The organism is Cellvibrio sp. PSBB023, from assembly GCF_002007605.1.
Lineage (GTDB): Bacteria > Pseudomonadota > Gammaproteobacteria > Pseudomonadales > Cellvibrionaceae > Cellvibrio.
Window position 1 is genome coordinate 691997 of sequence record NZ_CP019799.1, and the last position, 25521, is coordinate 717517.

General features: G+C 44.1%; 22 protein-coding genes. 13 read left to right on the forward strand and 9 right to left on the reverse strand.

Translation table 11 applies throughout. The annotated features are described in order from the left end of the window. Positions 1-103 precede the first annotated feature (103 nt). Complete coding sequence (locus B0D95_RS03080; protein ID WP_078042525.1) at positions 104-724, reverse strand: arylesterase; 621 nt, start codon at positions 722-724, stop codon at positions 104-106. 109 nt (positions 725-833) lie between these two features. Here B0D95_RS03080 and B0D95_RS03085 point away from each other — a divergent pair, with 109 nt between their 5' ends. The 4 genes from B0D95_RS03085 (at position 834) to B0D95_RS03100 (ending at position 8115) form a co-directional block, all read left to right on the forward strand. Further along, positions 834-1517 carry an ABC transporter ATP-binding protein gene (locus B0D95_RS03085; protein ID WP_078042526.1) on the forward strand — a complete coding sequence of 228 codons (684 nt, stop codon included), beginning with the start codon at positions 834-836 and terminating at the stop codon, positions 1515-1517. 5 nt (positions 1518-1522) lie between these two features. Next, positions 1523-4021, forward strand: coding sequence for an ABC transporter permease (locus tag B0D95_RS03090; RefSeq protein WP_078042527.1), 2499 nt, complete (start codon positions 1523-1525; stop codon positions 4019-4021). Positions 4022-4140: 119 nt separating this feature from the next. Continuing rightward, positions 4141-5529 carry an MATE family efflux transporter gene (locus tag B0D95_RS03095; RefSeq protein WP_078042528.1) on the forward strand — a complete coding sequence of 463 codons (1389 nt, stop codon included), beginning with the start codon at positions 4141-4143 and terminating at the stop codon, positions 5527-5529. A 285-nt stretch (positions 5530-5814) separates the two neighbouring features. Next, positions 5815-8115 carry an NPCBM/NEW2 domain-containing protein gene (locus tag B0D95_RS03100; RefSeq protein WP_168172388.1) on the forward strand — a complete coding sequence of 767 codons (2301 nt, stop codon included), beginning with the start codon at positions 5815-5817 and terminating at the stop codon, positions 8113-8115. 82 nt (positions 8116-8197) lie between these two features. Here B0D95_RS03100 and B0D95_RS03105 read toward each other — a convergent pair whose 3' ends face one another. Further along, positions 8198-10162: a hypothetical protein gene (locus B0D95_RS03105; protein ID WP_078042530.1), complete on the reverse strand. Its 1965-nt coding sequence runs from the start codon at positions 10160-10162 to the stop codon at positions 8198-8200. A gap of 96 nt (positions 10163-10258) precedes the next feature. Continuing rightward, entirely contained in the window at positions 10259-10432 is a 174-nt protein-coding gene (locus B0D95_RS20515) for a hypothetical protein (protein WP_168172389.1), read from the reverse strand. A 344-nt stretch (positions 10433-10776) separates the two neighbouring features. Between B0D95_RS20515 and B0D95_RS03110 the strand changes: the two genes are divergently transcribed. From B0D95_RS03110 to B0D95_RS03130, 6 genes are all read left to right on the forward strand, one after another. Continuing rightward, positions 10777-18351, forward strand: a complete 7575-nt coding sequence (locus tag B0D95_RS03110; protein WP_078042531.1) for an FG-GAP-like repeat-containing protein — start codon at positions 10777-10779, stop codon at positions 18349-18351. 1 nt (position 18352) lies between these two features. Continuing rightward, positions 18353-18712, forward strand: coding sequence for a hypothetical protein (locus B0D95_RS03115; RefSeq protein ID WP_078042532.1), 360 nt, complete (start codon positions 18353-18355; stop codon positions 18710-18712). 66 nt (positions 18713-18778) lie between these two features. Further along, positions 18779-18901: a hypothetical protein gene (locus B0D95_RS20970; protein ID WP_256386846.1), complete on the forward strand. Its 123-nt coding sequence runs from the start codon at positions 18779-18781 to the stop codon at positions 18899-18901. Positions 18902-18948: 47 nt separating this feature from the next. Next, positions 18949-19215 (forward strand): hypothetical protein, encoded by a 267-nt coding sequence (locus B0D95_RS03120; RefSeq protein ID WP_078042533.1) that lies wholly within the window; start codon positions 18949-18951, stop codon positions 19213-19215. Between the two features lie 245 nt (positions 19216-19460). Beyond that, entirely contained in the window at positions 19461-19772 is a 312-nt protein-coding gene (locus tag B0D95_RS03125; RefSeq protein WP_078042534.1) for a hypothetical protein, read from the forward strand. Positions 19773-19815: 43 nt separating this feature from the next. Further along, positions 19816-20145, forward strand: a complete 330-nt coding sequence (locus B0D95_RS03130) for a hypothetical protein (RefSeq protein WP_078042535.1) — start codon at positions 19816-19818, stop codon at positions 20143-20145. A gap of 51 nt (positions 20146-20196) precedes the next feature. On the opposite strand, the gene B0D95_RS03135 is transcribed toward B0D95_RS03130, so the two are convergent. From B0D95_RS03135 to B0D95_RS03145, 3 genes are all read right to left on the reverse strand, one after another. After that, the gene (locus tag B0D95_RS03135) at positions 20197-21168 is read right to left on the reverse strand and encodes a glycosyltransferase family 2 protein (protein WP_078042536.1); all 972 of its coding nucleotides are present in this window, start codon (positions 21166-21168) and stop codon (positions 20197-20199) included. A gap of 1 nt (position 21169) precedes the next feature. Then, positions 21170-21565, reverse strand: a complete 396-nt coding sequence (locus tag B0D95_RS03140; protein ID WP_078042537.1) for a GtrA family protein — start codon at positions 21563-21565, stop codon at positions 21170-21172. Positions 21566-21721: 156 nt separating this feature from the next. After that, positions 21722-21949, reverse strand: a complete 228-nt coding sequence (locus B0D95_RS03145; RefSeq protein ID WP_078042538.1) for a 4-diphosphocytidyl-2C-methyl-D-erythritol kinase — start codon at positions 21947-21949, stop codon at positions 21722-21724. Positions 21950-22271: 322 nt separating this feature from the next. Here B0D95_RS03145 and B0D95_RS03150 point away from each other — a divergent pair, with 322 nt between their 5' ends. From B0D95_RS03150 to B0D95_RS03160, 3 genes are all read left to right on the forward strand, one after another. Continuing rightward, on the forward strand, positions 22272-22700 hold the full coding sequence (locus tag B0D95_RS03150; protein ID WP_078042539.1) for a MerR family transcriptional regulator: 429 nt from the start codon (positions 22272-22274) through the stop codon (positions 22698-22700). A 61-nt stretch (positions 22701-22761) separates the two neighbouring features. Further along, a complete protein-coding gene (gene dcd / locus B0D95_RS03155) occupies positions 22762-23331 on the forward strand; it encodes a dCTP deaminase (RefSeq protein WP_078042540.1) in 570 nt (189 codons plus the stop codon). Positions 23332-23357: 26 nt separating this feature from the next. Continuing rightward, on the forward strand, positions 23358-23543 hold the full coding sequence (locus B0D95_RS03160) for a hypothetical protein (RefSeq protein WP_078045599.1): 186 nt from the start codon (positions 23358-23360) through the stop codon (positions 23541-23543). Positions 23544-23598: 55 nt separating this feature from the next. Here B0D95_RS03160 and slyD read toward each other — a convergent pair whose 3' ends face one another. Genes slyD through purN form a run of 3 tightly spaced genes read right to left on the reverse strand, consistent with a single transcriptional unit; the run spans position 23599 to position 25521 of the window. Further along, the gene (slyD, locus tag B0D95_RS03165) at positions 23599-24081 is read right to left on the reverse strand and encodes a peptidylprolyl isomerase (protein ID WP_078042541.1); all 483 of its coding nucleotides are present in this window, start codon (positions 24079-24081) and stop codon (positions 23599-23601) included. A 44-nt stretch (positions 24082-24125) separates the two neighbouring features. Continuing rightward, positions 24126-24839 (reverse strand): DUF3108 domain-containing protein, encoded by a 714-nt coding sequence (locus B0D95_RS03170; protein WP_078042542.1) that lies wholly within the window; start codon positions 24837-24839, stop codon positions 24126-24128. Between the two features lie 10 nt (positions 24840-24849). Continuing rightward, complete coding sequence (gene purN, locus B0D95_RS03175) at positions 24850-25521, reverse strand: phosphoribosylglycinamide formyltransferase (protein WP_078042543.1); 672 nt, start codon at positions 25519-25521, stop codon at positions 24850-24852.

Below are 25521 nucleotides of genomic sequence, written 5' to 3' on the forward strand. Positions count from 1 at the left end.
AAATAACGGACAAGCATGCAGGCTTGTCCGTTTCAAGAAATAGTAATTGGCTCGTGGGGCGGTTGATCAGATATATGCTATTTCGACAGATTGTTTAGATATTTCAAATACTTTCTAAAACACTTAGCAACTCAGGCAGCACATTATTCACAATAATAGGTTGTGCTTCTGCCGTTGGGTGAATACCATCGCGTTGCATTAATTCTGCGTTTCCACCAATGCCCTCCAGTAAAAATGGCACCAATGCAATATCATTTTTTGTAGCTAATTTAGGGTAAAGCTCTTTAAATTGATTACTGTAACGCGCTCCATAATTTGGGGGAATTTGCATGCCGGTGAGTAATACTTTTGCATTGTATTTTTTGCTGGCATCAATCATGGATTGTAAGTTTTTCTCAAGCAGTTTGAGTGGTTGGCCACGCAGTGCGTCATTGCCTCCCAATTCTAAAATAACTACATGTGGCTGATGTTCGTTCAGTAGTGCCGGTAGGCGAGTATTTCCACCTGAGCTTGTTTCGCCGCTCACGCTTGCGTTAATGATCTGTATATCTTTTTGCTTCGTTAATTCCTTCTCCAGCAAGCTGACCCAGCTTTTCTCTATGTCGATACCATAGCCTGCACTCAGGCTATCGCCCATGACCAGAATGGTTGTTTTTGGTTGGGCGTATGCATGACTGATGACAATTGTCAGGAGTAAAAACAGGTAAATCTTCAGTTTGTTCATGGTTATCAAAATCCTATGCCAATAGAATGGATGTATTGGTGTGTGAACTTACTTTTTGTCTGGGCTTGGTTGTCAGCCAGATGACTCATTGGATAAAGGTTACTTAATTATGTCTGTTGTTGCCATGGTTCAAGCAAATTCTGTTACCAAAGAAGTGAATACGCAGGAGGGTTCACTAAAGATCCTCCATCCTATTTCTATCACTGTGAATGCTGGCGAGTCTCTGGCAATAACGGGCGCATCGGGCTCTGGTAAGTCGACCTTGCTAGGCATTTTGGCTGGCTTGGATGTGCCTAGCAGCGGTGAAGTTATCCTGAATGGTCACAACCTTTCTTTGTTGGACGAGGAGGGGCGCGCAAAAGTTCGCGCAGGCAATGTGGGGTTTATTTTCCAGTCGTTTCAGTTGTTGCCGGGGTTGAGTGCGCATGAAAATGTGATGCTGCCTCTGGAGCTGCGTGGCGATAAGGCTGCGGACAGCAAGGCGCGCGAGTTTTTACAGCGTGTTGGTCTGGAGCAGCGCTTGCATCACTATCCACAACAATTGTCGGGTGGCGAGCAGCAGCGTGTTGCAATTGCGCGGGCGTTTGCCAGTGAGCCTAAGGTGCTGTTTGCCGATGAGCCTACGGGCAACCTTGATAGCGCAACGGGGGCGCGCATCATTGATTTGCTGTTTGAGTTAAATCGCGCTCAGGGAACAACATTGGTCTTTATCACCCATGAAGAGCGATTGGCGCAGTTATGCCAGCGCCGCATTGAATTGGCAGCGGGTGCATTGGTGTCCGGGCAGGAGTAAGTACGATGAAACTGGCAATTAATTTATTGCGACGTAACTGGCGTAGTGGCGAGTTAAAGCTGTTGGGCTTTTCTTTGATGTTGGCTGTTGCGGTGTTGAGCGGCATTGCTATTTTCACCGATAGGCTGGAAACAACTCTGGTTAGCGAAAGCAATAGTGTATTGGGTGCAGATTATATTGTGCGCGGTTCCAGTCCACAGGATGCAGCTTGGGCTATAGAGGCGGATAAGGCTGCTATAAAACACACGCAATCAGCGTTATTTTCATCCATGGTGTTTGCTGGCGATGAGATGCATTTGGCATCGGTAAAAGCGGTTGATCAAGGCTACCCATTGCGTGGTCACTTCGAGATTAGCAAGGTGCCTTTTGCGATGAATCCAGAAGACATTCAGGTTGTCACTGGCATTCCTGCACCCGGTGAAGCCTGGGTTGATTCACGCCTCTTGCCATTATTGAAAATCGAGTTGGGTGATAAGGTGGCGGTGGGTGAATACGAATTACGTATCACCCACGTGTTAATTAGAGAGCCTGATAGTGCCAATCCATTTAGTATGACCGGTGCCCGGTTGATTATGAATTTTTCCGATTTGGAAAAAACCCAAGTCGTGCAGCCAGGAAGTCGTGTGGATTATCAGTGGTTAATCGCCTCTGACGATAGCAGTCAGCTAAAAACCTTTGTTGATTACCTGAAGCCACAACTCAGTAAGCACCAACGACTGGTTGATATCAATTCCGCGCAAGAGCGAGTAGGGCGAACACTGGAGACTAGCAGGCAGTTTTTATTGTTGTCCGCGGTTATTGCCGTGTTGCTGGCAGGGGTTGCCATTGCAATAACCTCGCGTCAGTTTTCCGCGCGCCACACGGATCAAGTCGCTTTGATGAAAAGCCTGGGGGCGAGCGCGCAACGTATTCGTTCTCTCTATATATCCCAACTAGTGCTGCTTGGAATTATTGCTTCATTTATTGGCTTGTGTGCAGGCGAATTGCTGCAGCGTTCCGTTGCCGTCAGTTTGCAGCAGGCCTATCAAATCCGCTTGGGGAGTGCGACGTTTTACCCTTATGGGTTGAGTTTTTTTAGTGGCATTTTATGTTTGGTATTTTTTGCATTGCCAGCACTGTGGCATTTGCCAGCGGTTCCCCCGCTAAAAATTCTTCGCCGTGAATTAGCGGTTAATATGCCTCAGGTATGGCAACAGGGATTGCTTGCGTTATTGGCGGTGTTGACCTTGGTTATTTTATTTAGTCGGGATATAGAGCTGGCATTAAGTATCAGTGGTGCCTTGTTGGCTGTCATTCTTATCACTATTGCAGCGGCTTATGGTTTGTTGCTTCTGAGTAAAAAAATGGTGTTGCGCCTTGGTGGTTTCTGGCGCTTGGCATTTGCTAATTTGCAGCGCCAGCGCGGTCAAAGTCTGGTGCAGATTTTAGTGTTTTCTATTGCCATCATGTTGTTGTTCACTTTAACCATTGTACGGACATCCTTGATCGAAGAGTGGAAGGTACAAGTACCCGATGAGGCGCCTAATCATTTTCTGGTGAATATTCCCCCTGCTGAATTAAATAGTGTGCAAGCAATATTGGCAGAAAATCATGTGCGTCCGGAGCCGCTTTATCCGATGATGCGTGCCCGTTTAACCCATATCAACGGTGTGGAGACTACAGAAGAGCAGCGTTCTATTGCCAATGCCTTGCGGCGAGAATTAAATGTCACTTGGTCTGATAGCTTGGCGGAGGATAATAAAATCCTCACTGGCTTGTGGTGGGACAAATGGCAGCGCAGTCCAGCCAATTTGCCCGGCGTATCGGTGGAGGTAGAAACGGCTAAGGAAATTGGATTAAGCATTGGCGACAAATTGCAATTTTCATTTGGTGGTTTATTGCTTGATGCGGAGGTTGCCAGTTTCCGCAGTTTGGATTGGCGTAGCATGCGCCCTAATTTCTTTTTTATTTTTGAGCCAGGTTCGCTGGATTCCTATTCACCGACCTATATCACCAGTATTTATTTGCCAGCCGATCAAAAATTCGTCATCAATAAGTTGTTGTTAGATCACCCTACTATTTTGGTAATGGAGTTAGATCGGATTATTGGGCAGATTCGCAGTATTGTTAATCAGGTGAGCGATGGGGTTTTATTGGTGCTCTGGTTGACATTGATTGGTGGTTGTCTGGTGTTGCTGGCAGCAGTGATGGGCAGTATTGCCGCGCGCAAGCAGCAAGCAGGGCTATTGCGTGCGCTGGGTAGTCCGCGCCGGTTAATTGTGGGCAGTATTTGTGCTGAGTTTGCCATACTTGGGTTTTTGGCAGGACTAATCGCTATTATCGGCACTGAGATATTATTGATTAGCTTGCAAACATTTGTACTAAAGACGCCTATCCAACCTCACTATGTGTATTGGCTGATATCGCCTCTCAGTGGCGCTGTGTTTGTCTCCGCATTGGGTTATATGTGTTGTCGCCACACGGTCACCACTCCACCCGCGGTGGTACTACGCGAAGCCGCCTGATAATACGCGCACTATATCCGGATTCGGCAAGGCTCATTGTATAATGGCCTTGTCAATTCATCTCTGGATGCACCAGATTTGCCCTGTTAGCTACCTCACTACCTGCCCAGACATTCACTATGAAACCTGCACCGAAACTTGTGCCGCAAAGCCGTGTATTAGATAAAGGCATTTGGGGCATGAGTCGCCCCATGTTTATTGATCAAGCAGTGACCTATACCATCCCATTGGTTGATATGTACTTTCTGAGCCGAGTCTCCGACAACGCAGCAGCAGCTGTTGGGGCAATCACGCCATTAGTTTTTGTCGCCAATGCATTTTTGATCGTGAGCGCCTTTGCCGGTGCAAGTATCGCGAGTCAACGCATAGGCGCTAATGATTACCAGCGCGGCAATGCCACTATTGCCGCTTATGCGATTTTTGTCGTCATACTTGCGCTGATTGTTGCATTAGCCGTTAATCATGGTGGTCCTTGGGTTGCTTCGGCTATGTCGTTGAGTAGCGAGGTGGAGCAGCATGCGCGCACCTATTTGTCCATTATTGGCTGGATGGTAGCGCTCTGGGGTTGCCGTGTTATTTATCAAACTATTTTGAATATATACGGCGAGCCGCAATGGAACACCTATAGCAATATCATTCTATTCGTCGCCAATGTGATTGGCTGTTCCATCGCGGTTTATGGCTTTATGGGAATTCCTCCCATGGGTGTTAAAGGCGTTGCTGTAGCAAGTGTTATTGCTGCGGGTTGTAGTTTGTTGTTTGTTGCTCTTATTGTGCATGTGAAATTGCGAATTCACATTCCGCTTGGTGAGGGCTGGAAGCAGTTTGGTGTTCTTATTACGCCTGTACTGATGATTGCGGCTCCGTCCATACTTGAGCCTATGTCTTTTCAGGCATATATGATTGCACTCAACTGGATTGCGGCAGAGGTTGGTGATCTTGCATTAAAAGTAAAAGTGTATGCGTACAATACTTTTCTATTCTGTTTAATGATTTCGGTAGCCATTGGCATGGCGACAGAGGCAATCATTGCTCAACGCGTTGGCCGTAAAGAATTCGCGTTGGTCGATCAACAATTGAAGCAGAGTTTAACAATATCCTTGATCGGCACCAGTTTATTAGCCTTGTGTTGGCTGGTGTTTAATCAACCGATTTTGAAATTGTTTAGCAGTGATCCTGAGGTGATCGCTATCGGCTTTTGGGCATTTCTATTGAGTTTCCTGGCAGAGCCTTGGCGCACGGTTAACATCACCGTTGGTAGTGCGCTACGCTGTACGGGCGATGCCGCGTTTACATCAATTTCCAGCATTGGCGTCATTTGGCTATTCTCTGTCCCTTTTGCCTATGTACTGGCAATTCCCTTGGGGATGGGGCTATATGGTTTGTTAATAGCGGCTATATCTGATGAATTCGTACGCGCCTTGATAAAACGCTGGCGCTGGAGGCAGGGGAAATGGATGCATACAGGGGTTGCAGCGCGGGAGGCACGTTTGACGATTTCTGAATAACTTTCTCTCCTTGATAAATCATCGCCTCTGAGCAAATTGCCTGCATCTGAATATTGTGCTGTACCTGTAAAATGAACCGGTAGCGGATAGCCCACCGTAAATCTTCCGCGAAGTGTGAATAGAAGACTAGTTGTTGTCGAGTAATATCGGATAATATTCACACAATAATACATTCAGGATTGTTGCTTCTATCCTCTAGTGTTTTGGACCTGCACTTATCAATACCATTGAAATTGGATGTTCAAAATTTCCCTGAGATTTTCAAAATTATTCAGGAACATAATAATGCTTGCTGCTGTTGGCCAATCGCGATTTCGTTATGAAATTCTTGTTTTCTTTGCTGTGTTGCTCCTCGGCGCCTTGGTGCGATTTTATGCACTTGGATCTGTCCCTGCCGGATTAAACCAGGATGAAGCATCAATGGGTTACGATGCCTATGCATTATTGCATTATGGCGCGGATCGTAATGGAATGCATAATCCTGTGCAGATGATCGCCTGGGGTAGTGGGCAAAATGCGTTGCAAGCATACGCAACAATTCCCTTCATTGCGCTATTTGATTTAAGCGTATTCAGTATTCGTCTGGTTCCCGCATTATTTGGTGTGTTCTGCCTTGCGCTTTTTTATTGGGTAGCTAGAAGAATTGCCGGTCCCAAGCTGGCTGTGGTAGCGCTATTTATCCTAGCGATTAGCCCTTGGCATATTGTGTTGAGTCGGTGGGCACTTGAATCCAATTTTTTGCCCGGCACTATGTTGGTTGCAATGGCACTTTTGATTTTTGCGCAAGAGCGCCCTCGCTTGCTGTATTTATCCTTTGCATTTTTTGCTGTTTCACTTTATGCCTATTCCACTGCCTATGCATTTGTGCCAGTGTTTTTCCTGATGTACGGTATCTATGCCTTGTGGCATAGGATTTACAGCATCAAGGATTGGATAATAGCGTGCAGTGTTTTTGCCGTGGTTGCAGCACCGATAATGCTCTTTGTGATTGTTAATCTATTCAAGCTGGAAACTATTGATTTGAGATTATTCAGTGTGCCGCGTATGCCAGGCGAAGCGCGTTATACCCATATGACCTCTTTTTTTAGTAATGAATTCTGGGGTGAGCTGGCAAAGAATTTCCATCGTGTAATTGAAATCCTATTTATCCAGTTTAATGATCGGGAAACGCAAAGCAGCGTGAAAGATATTGGAACTGTTTATGCATTCAGCATCCCATTTTTGTTTATTGGGCTCATTTTGTTTTTTCGGGATCTTTGGAGAGAAAAACGAGCGTCCGCAAAAATGCCAATCCTGCTGTGGTTAATTGCTGCATTAGGTGTGGCAATATTAAGCTGGCCAGCAGTGCATCGCATGAACCTGGTTTTCTTTCCACTCATCCTGTTGATTGCTTACGGCGTACGCGCGGTTTGGTTAAAAAGCAATGTAATTTTTGCGGTGATTATGTTGGTTTATCTCGGGTTGTTTGTCCGTTTTGAGAAGGTTTACTTTACTGAATATGCTGAAGAGGTTGGCGCATTCTTTTTTGAATCTTACACGGATGCAGTGGGTTACGCGTATAAGCACGCTGATGTCTCGCACACATTGTATGTGAGTGACAACCTTAATCAACCCTACATTCATGTCCTTTTTGTTACCAAATACGATGTAAAGGATTATATTTCCACTGTTGATATACCTAATCGCAGCGATGCGTTCCAGATAGTTAAATCGTTTGGTCGCTTTGTATTTGGAGTGCAAACTCCGCAGGCCGCTGAGGGTAAAGTCATTGTTGCACGCAATGATGAAGCCCGGCGTTTCCCGCAGGAGCGATATATTGCTAAAGCCTTTAAAAATTACACTGCCTTATTTAATCGCGATTATTACGGTTTAAATGCGGATGGTGATCCGGTTTCCCAAAGTAATAAATTTGAATTGGTAAATCCTGCGGTTTCTAACGATCAAATCACTCTGATTAAACCGGAAGCGCTTGCCAGTGTTTCCAATGTGAGTTTTCAAGCTTTTTATTCACCGGATAAAGCAGGAAAGTTGCCATTTAATATTGCAGATAACAAGTTGGTAATTGACGCAGAGCAATTGCCTGAAGGCATTAATAAAATAATTGTTGTAAGTAAATTACTGAATAGCGAAGTTGATTCTACCCAGTTTTTCCTTGTCTTTAAGTCCAGTGAAAGTTTGTCCTTACTCGATCTGGAACGTTTACATGGAGCCCAGAGTTTTGGTGCACTTGAAAAGAATCGAGCTTATGAAGGCAGCGTGTTTACCCATGAGGAATTTGCAATACCCTGGGGTTTTGGGGCTCATGCAGATAGCAGTTATGCTTACGAGTTGCCGGTACCAATGGCGTCGCTGGAAATTACTGTGGCAATGTCGCAAGCCAGTGGTAATTGTGGTGATGGTGCTGTGTTTGAAATTTGGGGCAACGGCACCCCACTGGTTAATGCTGATCTTGCGCCCGCACAATCGCGCAAACTGTTGGTGGATTTGAAAGGCATTAATGCCCTGGAGTTTAAAACTTATATGAAGGAGTCACCGCATTGCGACCACACCAACTGGATCGCTCCTGTTTTTACCCTCGCTAAATAATTTTTCTCTACAAGTAAAAATAAAAATGTCCTCAGATGAGGGCATTTTTATTTTCCATTTATTTTCTTCTGCAGTCCCGGCGCTAGATTCCCAATATAAAGAAAAAATTGGATATGATGAAAATAATCGCTATCAGTAATCCAATATTCGCCAGACGTACTGCTCCGATGCGATGGAAATTGGTGATGCTGCTCGCATACAAAATGCAGTAGGGAATTAATATCGGCAGAATGTAACGGAAATCAATGTTTACCGGGAATGTCATTCTCATGTAAGTCACACCGGCAACTAACAACAGGCCGGTGAGTAATATCACTGTTTGCCGTTTAAATTCTTCTCGCTGCATATGATAGAGGCCAAATAAAATGTAGGTGCTCATAAGCACTGCTAACAAGCTGGAAATAACCGCGGCATTTTTTGCTAACATGCTGCTGTAACCAAACTCGCCGAATAATCCGGTTTTACCTTGGTAGTTCATGAAATACTGGCGGCCTTTTTCATCTTCCCATGGAGACGTAAACGGTTCGGTAATAAATGTTTTCATATCAAACCAGACAAAATTCTGCGCTGCATTACCAACGCGAAGTGCGGAAGAAACATTGTTGATGTTGTCAATATACAGTTGGTCGCGTTTGCCTTGCAGCTTTAACAATAGCCCTGGGCCTACTGTGATTGCCAGTGATAGCAATACTATCAAGCCGGGTACAATGGCCAGTTTTAAATAGTAAACCCATTCTCTGGATTTGATCATTTTGGCGAGGCCGATAACGCCAATAACCGCAATCAGTATTTCCCCGTTTGCTTTGGTCAGGGTAGTAAGTGCCGTTAATATACTGGCAATCAGCAGGTCGCGTTTGCCATCACTGCTAAACCAGCGTGCAATGTAGTAGGTGCCAGCAGCAAAAAGGAAATAGAGCAGCGGATCATTGCCGATGCGTACTGAGTGAATAACGCTTGATGGCCATAATACAAACATCGCACCGATTACGATGAATAAATGCTGCTCCGTGATTGCCCATGTTTTTGTCGCAGCACAGGAAGATAGGGCAGGCTCCGGTTTTTTATTTGCTGATAATAATTGTATAAATTTTGAATTCAGGTGTTTTCCATATTCCTTCGATCTTCTAACTGGTACGGAAGCAATTGTTGCTTGCAGTGGTACGGAAGAAGCAGGGGGGCTGTGGGTGATATTTAAAAATTGTTTAATCAATAACAAGCCAAAATATACAAATCCCATTGAATAGGCCAAGCATAACAACTGCTGGATACGTTGTGCCTCCTGATTGCTGATCGGCCCAAATGCTCGTGTTATTTTAAGTACGATGGCCCCGGTGTAGTAGTAAAGTGGAGGATGGAAGTAGGCACCATCGGTTGCCTTTTCCAGCGCAGGTGGCAGCCAATGTACTGCGAGGTATTCCGAGTATTCCAGATGTTCTTCTTGATCATGGGTACGGGTGTCGGGTGGGGTAATACTGAAATAAAATAAACGTATAAATAACGCTGCAATTAGCAAAATTTTAAATGCAAAGCTTAGTCTTGCCTTTAATATTAATAAGGATATTGTTAGCCCCATGAGGGCTATCATTAGTTTGTTTAAGTTTTCTGCATACAGTGATTTCAAGTTGATGCCCATCATTCCTCCTGTATCAGAAAAAATGATCTCGATCTTGTTCTCTCCATTTTTAAGGTGATCTTTCAGATCTAATATAAAACCATTTCTATAATCCCTGCGTCCTGATTCAGGTATATGGCTTATATCAACCAGATTGTTGTTAATTGATAGGCTAGAGATTTCATCGTCAGGAATAATCTGCAATTTTGTGCTGCTTATGCTATTTTTGTAAGCAATTCCTTCAAGCTTATAAATTCCACTTTCCTGTGATTGCTTGTGGACGGGGAAATCTATTTTAGATGTATTTCCTGACGGTGTAGTAATCGAAAAGTCACTATATTGCAGTTGAATTTTATTTATTAAAAAGGCAACAGTAATAATAGATATCCCTAAAAAAATCAGGGCGCTTAAAAAAAATACATTCGTTTTTTGCATGCTGATTTGCCTTTCCAAAATTTTAATATTTTTGTATTGAAGTTGTATGTTTTTTCAAAGTAATAGTCGTAAAGTTTGCTTTTTATTGTTTTTGCTTTAATGCTCTTCTAATCTTGATTTATTTACTATCTTTTGGGTATTGCCACTTTTGCTCTTTTTAGCATTTACTGGTTGTGTCTGCATGGTTGGGCTTTTGGCCTTGTTATTATTGGTTTGATGTAATAGCGAGCTAGAGCTGATGGTTACCGTTACTCCCTTGGCATTCCCCATGTTGCCTACTCTCTAAAATTTCATAGCTGATATTGTATCGTCTTCAGTAATAAGCTAAGGGTAAAAGTTATCATTCTTGATGATAGTGCGGCTATAGTTCTCTTGGGTTATTTATTCTTGTGGCTGGAGCTTGCTGTACTCAGCGTGACCTGTGGTATGTATTAGGGTTATTGGTGCTGTAAACTTTAGATGGAGTCAAGATTGGCTATATAATAAACAAGGAAGGCGGACAGTAAAAGAATTGCCTGCAGCATAAAATTATGTAAAATGACTCCTTTTTTATTGACAGGGAGTCTAAAACTCCCTTTCTTTATAGATAAATATTGCGAAAGGGAGATAGTATTGTGTTTTCTATTATAAAAAAAATAAGCCAAGTCCTTTGTTTGCTTGCCTTTATACCTGCCGCCCAAGCAAATAAGGTAACAGTAGAGAACTACGATATCTACATTGGTGATTTAAATAGCGATGGTGCAGCCGACTATTATTTTCATCAAAAACCTCTCGTTCTAATCCTTCATGGTGATATCGCTACACCAATATTGGTGCCGCAAACAGGGCATTTTGCCGTCTATCGCTCTGCGGATAGTTATAGTGATCCTCAATTAATTTCTTTGAGCGAAGCTGAAATTGCGCAGAAATTGGCATCAGCTGCTCTGCGTCCTGCATTGAACCCTGCCGATTTTACAGCCTGGTCATCCGGTGTTTCAGACGAGAATTTTGTGCTTTTACGGGGTGCCGACTCAGCTGCACCAGCCTTATTGCTTCAAACAATTGCCGGTAATGTTTTACCCAATAAGGTGCACGTCTATTCTACGATTAACTACCCCAATATTAGTAATCGCGCTGTCCCCTTGCGCATCGTGGATATTAATAATGATGGGCGTATGGATATCGTGTTGGGCTCTTATACATCAGATGTTGGTGAGACAGCTTATTTGGCTGATGCTACCCAAATCCCGAAAGAGTTTTTTGAAGTAACGCCAGCAACAACGAAACCAAGTGTTGGACTCAACTCGACTGATGGAATTTCCTACCATGTAGGAACGGTAGCTGGTGAGTTTCGTGTCGATGAGTCAGGATCAGCAACCTACAATATTCCCATTAATCTGCCTGCCGGGGTTGCAGGTGTTACACCACAAGTTTCACTGGGGTATTCCAGCGGAGCTGGTACAGGCGTTCTCGGTAAAGGCGGCTCCTTGAATGCCTTTTCAACCATCTCTCGTTGTAGAAAAACCTTGGTACACGACACTAAAACTGAAGCAATAACATGGACATCTGAGGATCGTTTTTGTCTTGATGGACAGCGCCTTATTTTGATCTCAGGGACCTATGGGAGCGCAAATAGTACCTATAAAACTGAGATGGATAGTTTTGTCACTGTTACAGTCGTGGGGGACGTTTTAGCAGGCTCAGGGTACTTTAAGTCAGTGAGTAAAGATGGCTCTACTAGCTTTTTTGGCAGAACTTCTAATTCAAAGTTTTTTAATGCTGCAGGGGGAGTGTCCAAAACTCTCACTTGGGCGCAAAGCCGTTTTCAAGACAATATTGGTAATGGCATTGACTATATCTATGAAGGCTCCTCTACTGATGGGCAGCGGCTAAAAACAATACAGTATGCCTACAGCGCGCCATCCCTCAATACTGCAGTGATACCACAGTCTGGTACTAGTAGTGCATCTGTTCATTTCGAATATGAGACTCGACCTGATCCATCCTTTTCTCTTGTGGCGGGTTACCGGTTTGATCAGACGCAAAGGTTGCGCAGAGTTATTGTGAAAAATCAAAACAGTGAGGTTCGTCGATATGTAATTGATTATATGTCTGCCACTACAAGTGATTCTCGCTATCAAAATAAAGTTAGTCGTATGGAGCGTATACGTGAATGTAGCGGCCAGTTTAACTGTTTGGTACCAACAACCTTTATGTGGGGCGGTGGTTCACATTTAAATATGGCATCACTTATTAATAATGTTAATTTGAATGATGCAAACGCCAATAAATATTTATTGAATTACTTTTTTGCTGATGTGACCGGTAATGGAAAGCAGGATTTAGTGTATTTAATGTTTGAATCAGGCAGTGCTACATCGGCAAGTGTCTCAGTTCGTATCAAATATGCTGATGAGGATGAGAGTGTTGCCCGGTCATCTGTTTTTTATCTGTATAACAAGAATATTGCCAATATCCGTTTGGCTAGTATTGATTACAATGCTGATGGTCGTCAGGATCTGGCGCTGTACGATGGCAGCAACTGGAAAATATATTTAGCAACCCCCCGCTCTAATAATAAATGGACTATTGATGCAAGCAGTACATTAATCGATGTGGGAATAACAACAGCTGATACTAGCTTCATTGATATTAATGGCGACGGCTTGGCCGATGCGGTAACAAAAGATTTTTATCGTTTACTGGTGAGAAACGCTGAATCGAACACATCTAATAAGGCATATTCCTTTGGCTCCTCTGTTAACTTCCTATGGGATGAAAGATCAACATTCCCTGGTATGGATGGTCCTATCGCTGTCAACATAGGCTGCGGTCAAAGTAGTTATAGTAAGCGGATTTCCCCCGGACGGGCCGCTGATTTTAATGGCGATGGGGTTGTTGATTTTATTGGTGAATATAGCCAGACGGCAACCTGTCATCCTCCATCAGCACCAGCTCCTCAGGTGCTTACAAAAACGCTCTCCTACGCGCTTGTTGTAATTAATGGGCAAATAAAAAATTATGGGAATATTAGCTTAAGTGGGACAGATATTACTCCCGTTGATATTAACGGCGATGGTTTATCTGACCTAGTATATCTCTCTGCTGGAAGTTATTACTACAGAATAAACAACGGGACTGGTTTTGATGATGCTGTGTTATGGGCCACTTTGCCTACCTACACATCTGGACCAAAAGCAACGCCGCAGTATCTTGATTTTAACGGCGACGGATTCGTTGATATTGTTTGGCATAACCGTAATGACGGGAAAATATACGCTCGCCTTTTTGGTGATACACAAGACGTCGTTATCAAGAGCAATGCAGGTACGGCGCAAAATGATGCGCACATGATCATGGATGTAACAGGGGATGGTTTATATGATCATTTACGGGTGACATCTACATCACTTAATACCTACAAAGGTGTGCTTTCTGTGACTGGCGCGCCCATTCCATGCCATTACTACTCCACGCCAGTAGGAATGCAATGTGTAGGCGGGAATCCCAATCCCTCTGTTCCTGTCCCCGACAATGAACAACATACAAATGTATACTCCATTGATACTGGCTTGGGTGCTGTTACCCGGATTAATTACGGCACGCTCTCCAATAGTGGTCGTTATACCACTACAGATGTAAATTTGTCCGTTACGACAGAAGTCAGGCCTACAGGTTGTCCTCAAGACAGAGGATATCCTTGCTCACCAACCTATACGACTGTGGTCACTGACTCCAGTGACTTCTATTCCAGGTTAAATGGTGGGTGGCAATTACCTGCTGGCAGTTCAACGTTAGTTGCCAATAACGCAAATAAAGGCGCTCCGGTTCTTGAGGTAAATGGGGCAATACAAGTGGTTACTGCGGTGGAAAGCAGTGCACCTGTTGCAGGCGCATTGCCAGGGAATGTCAATCAAAATGCCATGAGTAAGGTGGATTATTACTACGGCGAAGCAAAGATGCAGGCCTCAGGGCGAGGCTTCCTTGGTTTTGGGACCCTGAAAACTATAGATGCCCAAACCAACATCACAACATTATCAACATACCGGCAAGACTTCCCCTTTACTGGCAAACCATTGTCGACGGTTGTATTTAAGGATAGTGGTGCCAGTACCTCGCTTTTGAGTAGCGCTTCCAACAAATGGGCCTATAAAGAGTTTACGGGTGCTGACAATACAAAATACTATCAACCATATATCAGTGACGCAGAAGAAAAAACTTTTGATTATACAAATGCAGCGCTCTTGCAAACTATTGCCAGCAATAATCAGTACGATGATTTCGGTAATTTGATTGAATCGACAGTCGTTACATCTGGCCTGAAGGCGAATGGTACAACTGCCACAACATTAACGAGTAAAACCGTTAATAATTATGGCACTTCAAATGAATACAAAAGGTTTGGACGGCTAACTTCATCGACAGTTACTACGACACGTGATGGCACATCAGCAAGCAGGTCTTCAACATTTACCTATTACGGTGCATCAGATTCAAATGGCGCAGAGTATTTGCTGAAATCAGAGGCCGTAAATGTCACTGGCTTGGCAAGTACAACTACGACTTATGAATACGATGTCTTCGGAAATAAAACAAAAACAACAACGCAAGCTAGCGATACTCTTAAGACTAAATCTGTTGTTAACAATTTTGGTACAACAGGGCGCTACTTGGTTTCTACAACAAATGATTTGCAGCAATCATCACAAATTAATGCACGAGATATTTTTGGCAATGTTAAAAAAGCTACTGATATAAATCAGATTCAAAGCGAAACATTTTACGATGCCATGGGTAGCGAGTATCTGCGTAAGGACGATACCGGAGCATGGGCACGTACAGATGTAGCCTTCTGTAATACGACAACTTGTTCGTCGTTAGTCGGAGCTAAATATCGTGTTTATAAGCGAGTTGCCGGAGGGGGTAAAGCTTATGAATATTTTGATGCGCTCGGTCGTGTAATACGTTCAAGTAAGCTAGGGTTAGATGGTTGGGTTCACATAGATACCGAGTACGATAATCTAAGTCGGATCAAGCGTCAGTCAGTTCCTTTTAGTGGAGCTGCAGCGGAATACTGGACTGAAAATAGTTACGATCCTATGGGACGTTTGGTTTCCGTGGTTGCACCAGATGGCTCAAAAACGGATTTTGCATATGACGGTAATACCACAACCACCACTAATGCGCTTCTGCAAAAACGCAAAGAGACTCGCAATGGATTGGGACAACTGGAAAAAGTAGAGGATCACCTTGGTGGGGTTGTAGAGTATCAATACGATCTATTCGGTAATTTGACTCAGGCTCAAACAACAGCTGATGGCTCCAGTGTTGCCGTAAAAATCTGTTATGACGCGTTAGGGCGTAAGGTGGCAATGCATGACCCGGATAAGGGCGGCTTTAAAGGAAACGGAGGTTTAACCTGCGGTCAGGTCGTTGGTGTTTCTCCCAGAAAAGCAGGTTGGTGGTACTACAGCTACAACGCTTTTGGTGAGCTGGTTGAGCAGGTAGACCCTAAAGGCCAGAAAGTTAAAAATTATTATGATCAATTAGGTCGTATGACGGGGCGTATTGATTATTTGGCATCAGGGGCTATCGAAGGGCTATCACAATGGTTCTACGAGGGTGGTGTTGGTTCGCATAACCCTGGTATTAAAGGCGCACTCACTGCTGTTGTAATGAATACAGCAACCAACATAACTACAGTTCAAGCAGAGACCTTCATTAATAACGGGGCTGCAAGTTGTAATGAGAGCGCAGCGTCTTGCCATAAAACGTTGTACCATTTTGATATTTACAGTCGCCCATCGGAAACCACGGTTTATTTTCCGGGTAGTAATAAGCCCTACGTGTCTTCTGTGCAATATGACAATTTCGGCCGTCCATATCGTCAATATGATGCATTGGATAATCTTATACGTGACAGCAACGGTCGTGAGACTCCAAGCGGTATACAGACCCACTACAACACAAATGGGTATGCATTTAAGACAACAGATATAGCGACAGGTAGAGCATTAAGTACCACGCTCAAAACCAATGTTTTAGGTCAGGTTACCGAAGAGTTACGTGGTAACGGGTTGCGAAGTATTAGTACTTATGACATTAAAACCGGGTTGCTCACCAATCAAAAGACACTTAATGCGCTGAATTTGACTAACGTCCAAAATAATGTGTACGGGTGGGATACTGTAGGTAACCTGAGATATCGTCAAAACCTGAGTGGGAAAACCGCAACACCTGCTGCAGGCAACTCTTCAATGTCGAGCTATTCGCAGTCAGAAAGTTTTTGTTATGACGGATTGAACCGACTGATTAAAACCAATGCGGGTACAACTAGCACTTCTATGTGTGCATCACTGGCGCTATCTGCGCAGGATCTGCGTTACGACGGTCATGGCAACATCAAGTATAAAAAAGATGTCGGAGATTATAGTTATGACAGTGGAACTACAGCGGGTCCCCATGCCGTAACCTTGGCTGGAGGGAAAAGTTATGCCTATGATGCAAATGGAAATAATATATCAGGTGATGGAAGGGAGCTCGAATACACTAGCTATGACATGGTTAGCAAAATAACGAAGGGCTTTAATAGTACCGAGTTTAAATACGGCCCTGATCGTACCCGTTGGCAGCGTAATGATTTTCGTGGTTCGACAATTATTACGACTTATATTGGTAATGTAGAGAGGATTCAGGTTGCAACCAATGTAGTGGAATGGAAGCGTAATGTTGCTGGTGTTGTGTATAGCTATCGTACCGATAACAACAATCAGCTTTTGGCAAATGATGCTCGTTATATTTATACCGATCATTTGGGGTCCGTGGATCTTATTACTGATGCTGCCGGTGAGGTAGGCGGTCAGTACAGTAAAATCTCGCATGCCATGAGTTTCGATGCCTGGGGAGCAAGGCGAAACTTTACCCAATGGAATGACGCGAATTTTACATTTGCCTTATCGGCAGTTACGGTTCCAGGTTTTGAACCTATTACCCGTCGCGGTTATACCGGCCATGAAATGGTGGATGATATGGGTATCATTCACATGAATGGTCGCATCTACGATTCAAAATTAGGTCGGTTCTTACAGGCAGATCCGTTTATTCAAGCGGCGACTAATACGCAGAGTTTCAACCGCTATAGTTATTTATTAAATAACCCGTTAAATGCAACTGATCCGAGCGGGTATTTCCTGAAGAAGTTGTGGAATAAAATCCGGCCTTTTGTGGGCGCAATCGTTGGAGTGATATTGACTGTATATTGCCCTCCTTGTACCGCTAGTATTTGGGGGGCGATGGGGGCTGGTGCAGCAGCAGGCGCAGCAGGTGCTGCCGCAAATGGCGGTAATATTTTAAAAGGCGCATTCACTGGGGCGATAAGTGCAGCAGCTTTTTATGGGGTGGGCAGCGCTTTCCAGGGGGTTGAAGGTAGCGGTAACTTCTTGGGGAGTGGTCTCAAAGCAGGGGCTTTTGCAGGTAAAGTAATTGCACATGGAATGGTGGGTGGCGTTATGTCGGTGCTACAGGGTGGTAAGTTTGGTCATGGTTTTGCGTCCGCAGGTGTAACCCAAGCCTTTTCTGGTGCTATAGATGGTATTGGTGGCAATAAAATGAGTTCTGCATATTACGAAGGTGGTAATCGAGCTCTTAGAATTGCTGCAGCTGCGACAGTTGGCGGAACTACTTCTGTTATTACTGGTGGAAAGTTTGCGAATGGTGCAATTACGGGGGCATTTTCTAGGGCGTTTAATGATGAGGCGCATCATAGGAAATATGAGGAGCAGCAACGAGCAAGAATGGAAGCTTTTTATAAAAAACATCCGTCACCTAGTTTCTGGAAGGTGTTATCTGAAGAGGCTCCTGTTGTTTTGAAGGAGTGGGGGACGGAGTCTGGTCAAGTTGCTGGTGAAATGAGTAGGTTGTCGGGACATGCAGCTGGTGTAGCACTTATAGCTGGACAGCCTGAAATCGCGGGACCATTAGGGTTGTTTTCCTCCGTGACGGGCGCATTTTCTGTTGGTATGGGGCTGCTCTACGGTGATCCTTTAGCAGCAGTGGATAGTGCGGGGGGCTTGATGTTAGGAGAGGGCAATCGATTTGCAAGGGAGAATTTTGTAAAAATGTTGCCTGCACCGGCTAAGGCTCCAGTAAATATTTTTATGGTTTCTGCTGATGTGGGTATTCAGGAAATTTTGTATCAATCCGGAAAATAGTATGAATAAAGATATTGATTTTATAAATTATAAATACTCTTTTGTAAAAAATATGGCGCTATGGTATGCAGGGTTGAATATGTCTTTCATCGCTATCTTGCGTTTAAAATTAGATGTTTTTGTGGTCGTTGCTTTTGGCTTATTACTATTTGCCATGATAATTTCTGATTCTTTATATAATGAACTTTCCAAATCAAAATCTTTTAAGTTATTTTTGATTAGATTTTTTGTAATTGATCTTTTAATTAATTTAATTGCCTTTATATTTTTTAAGCCATTATTTATTTTTAAGTTAATTACAGTTGTATGGTTTATGGTTTTTACTCTTTCATATGAAATAAAAAAGGATGCGGCTATGTAGCGGTGTCAGCAGTCCCGATGATGATCTGATCTGTGATGGTTTTGGCAATACACCTACAAAAAAGGTGTGGGCGATTATCAATACGATCACATCAACGGCGGCGTCCACGCCGTCACCTCGGTGAACGGTGTTGCCTATCGCTACGATGGCAATGGCAATGCCATCAGTGGCGATAATCGTAATTTTTAATGTGCCGGTTACGACAGGCGAGCAAAGTCAACAAGAACGCCAAAATTATGCTGAGCTCAATTACTGCCCTGATTGTGCGTGCTTGCAGCGGATTGATAAAAATGGGGTTGTCATTACCAGCACAACGTATTTGGGAAGTGTCGAACGCATTGCCACCAATAACCTCACTGTTGTTGGAATGGAAACGTACAGTGGCCGATGCGGGTTACACCTATCGAACGGTTAATAATGTTCTGCAAGCTAACAGCGCGGATAAAAAATATCTCTACCTCGATCATTTGGGGGCGGTGGGCACCATAATGGGTGGTGTTTGAATGGTTTTGAATTAAGTGAAGTTTTTAAATTTACTGAGAGCTGTATGCCTGATTTTTACGTTAATATAGGGTGGTTGGGCGGGTGTGTGATTTAAGAGTTAATGATGTTGGCTTTCTTGTGTGTAGATTAGACAGTAATGCCAAGTGTTGCATAAAAATTGTGGTTTTTGATGCGATGTTTTTTGATGGATAAGCTTTCTTTAGTAAGAGTCCTGAAGGTGTTGTAAGAAAAGGAATATAAATAAATGAATAAATTTTTAAAAATAACTTTATTAGCGGCATCAGGTATGTTTTCCAGTATGACTTTGGCGTGCACGCAGAATAATAATTCTATTGGTATGGTTGGCTTGGATCACCCTTCCGGTACTGTATATGTGAGTGTGACATCTTCTTCTGGTCAATGTTCTTGCTCTACCATCAGGTTTACGTCTGCAAATACAGATACAAAAATGGTATTAAGCATTCTTCTCGCAGCAAAAATGGCGGAGAAAAAAGTAAGAATCGATTTTTTGGATATAAATAATTGTAATTCGGCTAATCGTGTATATGTTCAGTGATACTAAGTTTTTAAATTGTTATCTTAATATAAGGAGTGATCAAATGCTTTTAAGATTGATGTTACTTGTTACTTTGTGTGTTTCATCTTTATGTTCTGTTGCGGGGACTGGTACTGGCAAGATTCAGAATGTGAAAGTTATACCTGATTTGAAATTGTTGGCGGTTCGCATAACAAATTATACTGGTGCGCCTGCTTGCGCCACATGGCATCACCACCTTGTAATAAAGTTTAATAATGATGATGCTATAAATGCTTTGTATTCACTTTTGTTGTCAGCCAAAACATCGGGTCAAACTGTTCGAATTGTTGGGAGTGGCGCATGTGTTGCTGGCACTAGTGCGGAGCTAATAGTTGATGCCGATTTAATGTGATTTTTCGGTATTTTTTGAGTGTTACTTTCTCGGGTGATATAAATTTTTTAATTATGAGTTTATATCCCCTGAATTTTTGATAACTTCACTGATGTGAAATTTCGGCCTTCTTTTTACTTCTTCATAAATTTTTGACAGGTACTCACCAATCACCCCGAGACATAAAAGTTGCACGCTGCCAATAAACAACAAAGGCAAAAGTACTGAAGCCCAACCTGGGGTGGCATTGTCGGTAAAAAAGCGAATTATCAATACCCAGGCAATGAGTGAAAATGAGGCGAAACCTGAGAGCAATCCCAGAATGGTAATCATGCGTAGCGGTGCGGTGGAGAAAGCGGTAATGCCTTTCCATGCAAAGGAGAGCATTTTTTTCAATGGATATTTGCTTTCGCCTGCTTCGCGAGCCTGACGTTCGTACTCTACGACAGAAGAGGGATAACCAACTTCGCGTACTATGCCGCGTAAAAAAAGGTTGGACTCATCGTACTCTTTCAGTGACTCCAATGCGCGACGCGAAAGCAAGCGGAAGTCTGCGTGGTTGAAAACCAGATCCACGCCCATTTTTTTCATCAGGTGATAATAGCCTTCGGCGGTAAAACGCTTGAAAAATGTATCGGTATGGCGCGCTGAGCGTACGCCGTATACCACGTCATTTCCTTTGAGGTATTCGTCCACCATGGCTTCGATATTTTGTGGATCGTCTTGCAAGTCTGCATCTATGCTGACGGTAATATCTTCTGTTGTAGTGCAAAGTCCTGCATAGAGTGCATTTTGATGGCCTTTATTTCGCGATAGCTTTACAGCTACCAATGCGGGGTTATTGGCGGCTTCTGAGGAAAGGATTTGCCAGGTTTTATCTTTGCTGCCATCGTCGACCAAATAAATTTTTGAGGCTGTATTTATTTTCCCCCGGCTAATCATTCCATCGCGCAGTGATAGCATGGTTGTCAGGGTTTTGGGTAGCATTTCCTCTTCGTTGTAACAGGGGATGACAATTGCCAGCGATGGAATTTGTGTTGTCATGTTAGTGATTCCTGTAAATCCAGATTTTTTGAACCGCAAAGTTAATGAATACAGTGATGCCCGTCGCTATAAATTGTGCAGCCAGATAATTCTCCATCCAAGGAATAGGTAGGTAATTATCAAATAACCATAAAAAGGTGGCGAATATCAGGGTATTACATGACAGGCCAATTCCCACGGCGACAACAAAGCGAGGAAAGGCTTGTGCATGGCTGCGAGTACTTTTGAATGTGAAGCGGTAGTTTGCCCAATAGTTGAATAGCGAGGAAAGTAAATAACCTGCGGCAGATCCTGTCACCTCAGTTAATAGTTTCGTCTCAACAAAAATAATGAGCAGGAGAAACTGGAAAAGGCTGGAAATGCCTCCAATCCCAACAAATAAGGCAAAACGTTTCATTGTTATTTTAGTAAATTATATTTCTTAGGGTTAATGGGTTGTCGCTGTTAAAAAGCGCTCAAACCTTAACATATTTTTGCTCGGGAATGGATGAGAATTGTGTGACAACGCGCCGAAATCCTGCTGGTGATGGCACATTAAGATGGTGCTGATAGTTTATGCCCAGCGCAGCGCAGCGCCGGCGCGTTCGATGTAGATGTACTCAGGCTTGTTGGTCAGAGGATGACAGGCGTGGCGTAAGTGATGGTGATGCGCGGTAGAGCCCATATATTCCCAGCAGTGGCCATCATTCACACACAGAGGATCACCTTCATTGAGCTGGTAGCTGGCAAGGTCATCCCACATTCTTTGCCATTCGGCATGGTTAATATCAAGGTATTCCATAGCGATTTTCCGGGCAGCGGCAAGAGAAAATGGGGTCAAAAATTGTTCAATAATTGTGTCTTGTTAAATCTATTTGTCAATAAACATCATTAACATAGTGATTTAAAACAAAATTTCAATTTTATAACTGTCGACTACTTCTCTTATTATAGGTGCTTTCTTCTCTTTTTTGTCGCCTAAAGTTGCATTTTTAACGTAAAAGATTGGCTGTGAGGTCATTATTCAATGGAGTATATGGCTTCATCGAGCAACTAATTGATTAAACCTTTCCTTATCTGTAAGGTTTGCAGCATCAAAATGCGTTAATAGCGAGGTTGGATGAATGAATATCGGGCAGGCGGCGCAGGCTTGTGGTTTACCCAGTAAGACAATTCGATTCTACGAGGAACTTGGGTTAGTGGTGCCCGAGCGGCAGGCTACAAATGGCTATCGAATTTATTCCATGTCTGATATTGAAAAGCTGCGTTTTTTACAGCGTGCTCGTGCAGTTGGTTTTGGTCTTGATGAGTGTCGGCAACTATTGGCGTTTTATCAGGATGAGGCGCAGCGCGGGGTGGCGGCTCGTGAATGCTTGAGCGGGTATTTGCATCGTTTGGATCAGCAATTTATTGCGTTGAATTCAATGCGCTCCAGTTTGCAGTCGATGATTGATCAATGTGTGACTGATCAGGCAGCTATTGCAGCTCCGGCAGGTGCCGAAAGTTTGTCGTCACTCATGGCGTTTACGCTGATTGATTCAGGGCGCGGTTGATGTTTTTCCATGCTAAAAAGGCTATGATGCGCGCCGTTTAACAATTTGCGAAGGGGATATTATGAGCATCAAATCCGATAAGTGGATGCGCCGAATGGCAGAAGAGCACGGCATGATTGAGCCGTTTGAGCCGGGACAAATTCGCTACGATGCGGCTGGTCAGCGCATTATATCCTACGGTACTTCCAGCTATGGCTACGATGTTCGCTGTGCTGATGAATTCAAAATTTTTACCAATGTGCATTCCACAGTGGTGGACCCTAAAAACTTTGATGAAAAAAGTTTTGTCGATATTAAAAGCGATGTATGCATTATTCCTCCCAACTCGTTTGCCTTGGCAAGAACGGTGGAGTACTTCCGTATTCCTCGCAGTATTTTGACTGTGTGTTTAGGGAAGTCTACCTATGCGCGCTGCGGTATTATCGTAAACGTCACGCCCCTTGAGCCAGAATGGGAAGGGCATGTGACACTGGAGTTTTCCAATACGACACCGCTACCGGCGAAAATCTATGCCAATGAAGGTGTAGCGCAAATGCTGTTTTTTGAAACCGATGAGATTTGCGAGACCTCATACAAAGACCGTGGTGGTAAGTATCAGGGGCAGCGTGGTGTTACTTTGCCGCGCACCTAGTGGCTTCTATTGCTGGCGGTGCTGCTATGGGTGATGTAATCCAATTTAAAAAGCCAAGCCCTTTTGATAAACACAAAGGAAAAACTTTGTGTCGAAGTGGTTTTCATAAGTGGCAGGTCGTTAAAGAAAAACAGTTCGATGTGAAGCAGGGCAAGTTGGTGACAATCTATAAATGCACTCGCTGCGGCGAACAAAAAGTGGAGCTCAAATAAGCTTCGCGTAAACAAAAAGGCTCCGCAATGGAGCCTTTTTGTTGTGCGGGTCACCTTAGTGGTGATGTCCGCCTGCACCGTGGGCGTGGCCATGGTTCAGCTCTTCTTCTGTAGCTGCACGAATGTCAGTAATTTCTACGTCAAAGGTCAAATCCACGCCTGCTAATGGGTGATTGCCGTCAATAGTAACTTGATCGCCCTCTACGTGAGTCACAGTAACTACTTGCAGGCCTTGCTCTGTTTCGGCGTGGAATTCCATGCCTACTTCAATATTGTCAATGCCTGAAAACATAGTGGATGGCAGTTGTTGTACCAAGCTGTCATCGCGCAGGCCGTAGGCTTCTGCTGCTTTAACTGCCACATTCAGTTTGTCGCCAACTTTTTTTCCTTCCAGTGCGTCTTCCAGGCCTGGGATGATGTTGCCCGCGCCATGCAGGTAAGACAGGGGTTCTTGCCCTTCGGAGGAGTCGAGCACCTTGCCTGAGCCGTCGGTCAGGGTGTAGTGGAAGCTGGCAACACAATTTTCAGAGATATTCATAATGAACCTTTCAGGTTAAGTAAAAAAACGACACAGGGTATAGATTAAAATTGGGTGATGCTTTTTCCATCTACCACCGCTTTGTGGATATAGATGGTGTAGGTGTCGCCTTTTTCTTCTTGTTGCAGGCGAACCAGCAGGTAGTTCCAGTCTTTAGCCAGCCAGGCATAGGTTACGCGATCATTGTCTTCGCGGCTGCGTTTGATTTTAACGGTCTTTACCTTGCCCAGTGGGGTGTCCAGCATTTCTTCGCCCACTGTGGTGAATTTGTATTTCTTGAGATGGCCTCCATCGGCAATCTGGTATTCAAAGTCCTTGTGGCCGTTAAGCAGGTCTTGCTGCATCTGCAATTGGTAGCTCAGTTTGTCCTGCACCTTTTGCGCAATATCCATTTCCCAACTGGTTTTTTGTACATTGTTGGTAACGGTTTTGCCATTCCAGTCAAAGGTTAGTTCAGCATTACGGTCTTTACCCAGTCCACGGCGGGCATAGGTGTATTTCAGTGGGCTGATGGTTTGTTGTGCTTTATTCCATTGCATATGGCTTTGCTCGGTGATGCTGCCAATCATGGAATCCGCTTTGAATAATAAATGGTAGCTGCCGTCGTCGGCTTTTGTCAGGCGATTGGTGACGGTGATATTAAAGCCGTAGAGCTTGGCTCTGTATTCGTTGTCAAAGGTTTTTGGCGCTTCTGCTGCCCATGTGGATATTGATAGCAGGGCGCCAGCGGAAAGGAGAAGTGCACGGAGGCTAAACATAAGGAATCCTTTAAGGCTCATTTGCCTCAATTTGATAACCGCTAGCCGGCAAAAGTTCACCATTTAACAGGGCTTTACCTTCTTGCATGGCCAGATTGCCTAATGCAAACCATTTAACGGCTAATGGGTATATCACGTGTTCCTGGCGCTGAACTCGTTTTGCCAGCAAAGCCGCATCATCGCCAGCCAGCACGGGAACCTTTGCCTGGATAACGGCAGGGCCACCATCCAGCTCGGCGGTAACAAAGTGTACTGTGACGCCGTGGTGGCTTTCGCCTGCATCCAGTGCACGTTGGTGGGTGTGTAGCCCTTGGAATTTAGGCAGTAGCGACGGATGAATATTGAGCATTCTGCCCAGGTAGTGCTGGGTAAATTCCGGTGTCAGGATGCGCATAAAACCGGCGAGCACTACAAGCCCAGGTTCGTAGCTATCAATCAGCTGCATCAGTGCCACATCAAAGGCTTCGCGGTTGGTGAAGCCTTTATGATCCAGGGTTTGTGTGACAATTCCGGCGTTGTGCGCACGCGTCAAGCCAAATACATCGGGGCGATTGCTAATTACCGCAGCGATTTCTATTGGCAGTTCGCCGCTAGCGGCGCCATCAATCAAGGCTTGCAGGTTGCTGCCGCTACCGGAGATTAGAACAACAACGCGCAATGGTGTTTGGGTGGAGGTGGGCAT

Bases quoted from the DNA above. Each gene is read 5' to 3' on its own strand.
- B0D95_RS03080 (WP_078042525.1), bottom strand. From the start codon at position 724: ATGAACAAACTGAAGATTTACCTGTTTTTACTCCTGACAATTGTCATC.
- B0D95_RS03085 (WP_078042526.1), top strand. From the start codon at position 834: ATGTCTGTTGTTGCCATGGTTCAAGCAAATTCTGTTACCAAAGAAGTG.
- B0D95_RS03090 (WP_078042527.1), top strand. From the start codon at position 1,523: ATGAAACTGGCAATTAATTTATTGCGACGTAACTGGCGTAGTGGCGAG.
- B0D95_RS03095 (WP_078042528.1), top strand. From the start codon at position 4,141: ATGAAACCTGCACCGAAACTTGTGCCGCAAAGCCGTGTATTAGATAAA.
- B0D95_RS03100 (WP_168172388.1), top strand. From the start codon at position 5,815: ATGCTTGCTGCTGTTGGCCAATCGCGATTTCGTTATGAAATTCTTGTT.
- B0D95_RS03105 (WP_078042530.1), bottom strand. From the start codon at position 10,162: ATGCAAAAAACGAATGTATTTTTTTTAAGCGCCCTGATTTTTTTAGGG.
- B0D95_RS20515 (WP_168172389.1), bottom strand. From the start codon at position 10,432: ATGGGGAATGCCAAGGGAGTAACGGTAACCATCAGCTCTAGCTCGCTA.
- B0D95_RS03115 (WP_078042532.1), top strand. From the start codon at position 18,353: ATGAATAAAGATATTGATTTTATAAATTATAAATACTCTTTTGTAAAA.
- B0D95_RS03120 (WP_078042533.1), top strand. From the start codon at position 18,949: ATGCTGAGCTCAATTACTGCCCTGATTGTGCGTGCTTGCAGCGGATTG.
- B0D95_RS03125 (WP_078042534.1), top strand. From the start codon at position 19,461: ATGAATAAATTTTTAAAAATAACTTTATTAGCGGCATCAGGTATGTTT.
- B0D95_RS03130 (WP_078042535.1), top strand. From the start codon at position 19,816: ATGCTTTTAAGATTGATGTTACTTGTTACTTTGTGTGTTTCATCTTTA.
- B0D95_RS03135 (WP_078042536.1), bottom strand. From the start codon at position 21,168: ATGACAACACAAATTCCATCGCTGGCAATTGTCATCCCCTGTTACAAC.
- B0D95_RS03140 (WP_078042537.1), bottom strand. From the start codon at position 21,565: ATGAAACGTTTTGCCTTATTTGTTGGGATTGGAGGCATTTCCAGCCTT.
- B0D95_RS03145 (WP_078042538.1), bottom strand. From the start codon at position 21,949: ATGGAATACCTTGATATTAACCATGCCGAATGGCAAAGAATGTGGGAT.
- B0D95_RS03150 (WP_078042539.1), top strand. From the start codon at position 22,272: ATGAATATCGGGCAGGCGGCGCAGGCTTGTGGTTTACCCAGTAAGACA.
- dcd (WP_078042540.1), top strand. From the start codon at position 22,762: ATGAGCATCAAATCCGATAAGTGGATGCGCCGAATGGCAGAAGAGCAC.
- B0D95_RS03160 (WP_078045599.1), top strand. From the start codon at position 23,358: ATGGGTGATGTAATCCAATTTAAAAAGCCAAGCCCTTTTGATAAACAC.
- slyD (WP_078042541.1), bottom strand. From the start codon at position 24,081: ATGAATATCTCTGAAAATTGTGTTGCCAGCTTCCACTACACCCTGACC.
- B0D95_RS03170 (WP_078042542.1), bottom strand. From the start codon at position 24,839: ATGTTTAGCCTCCGTGCACTTCTCCTTTCCGCTGGCGCCCTGCTATCA.
- purN (WP_078042543.1), bottom strand. From the start codon at position 25,521: ATGCCCACCTCCACCCAAACACCATTGCGCGTTGTTGTTCTAATCTCC.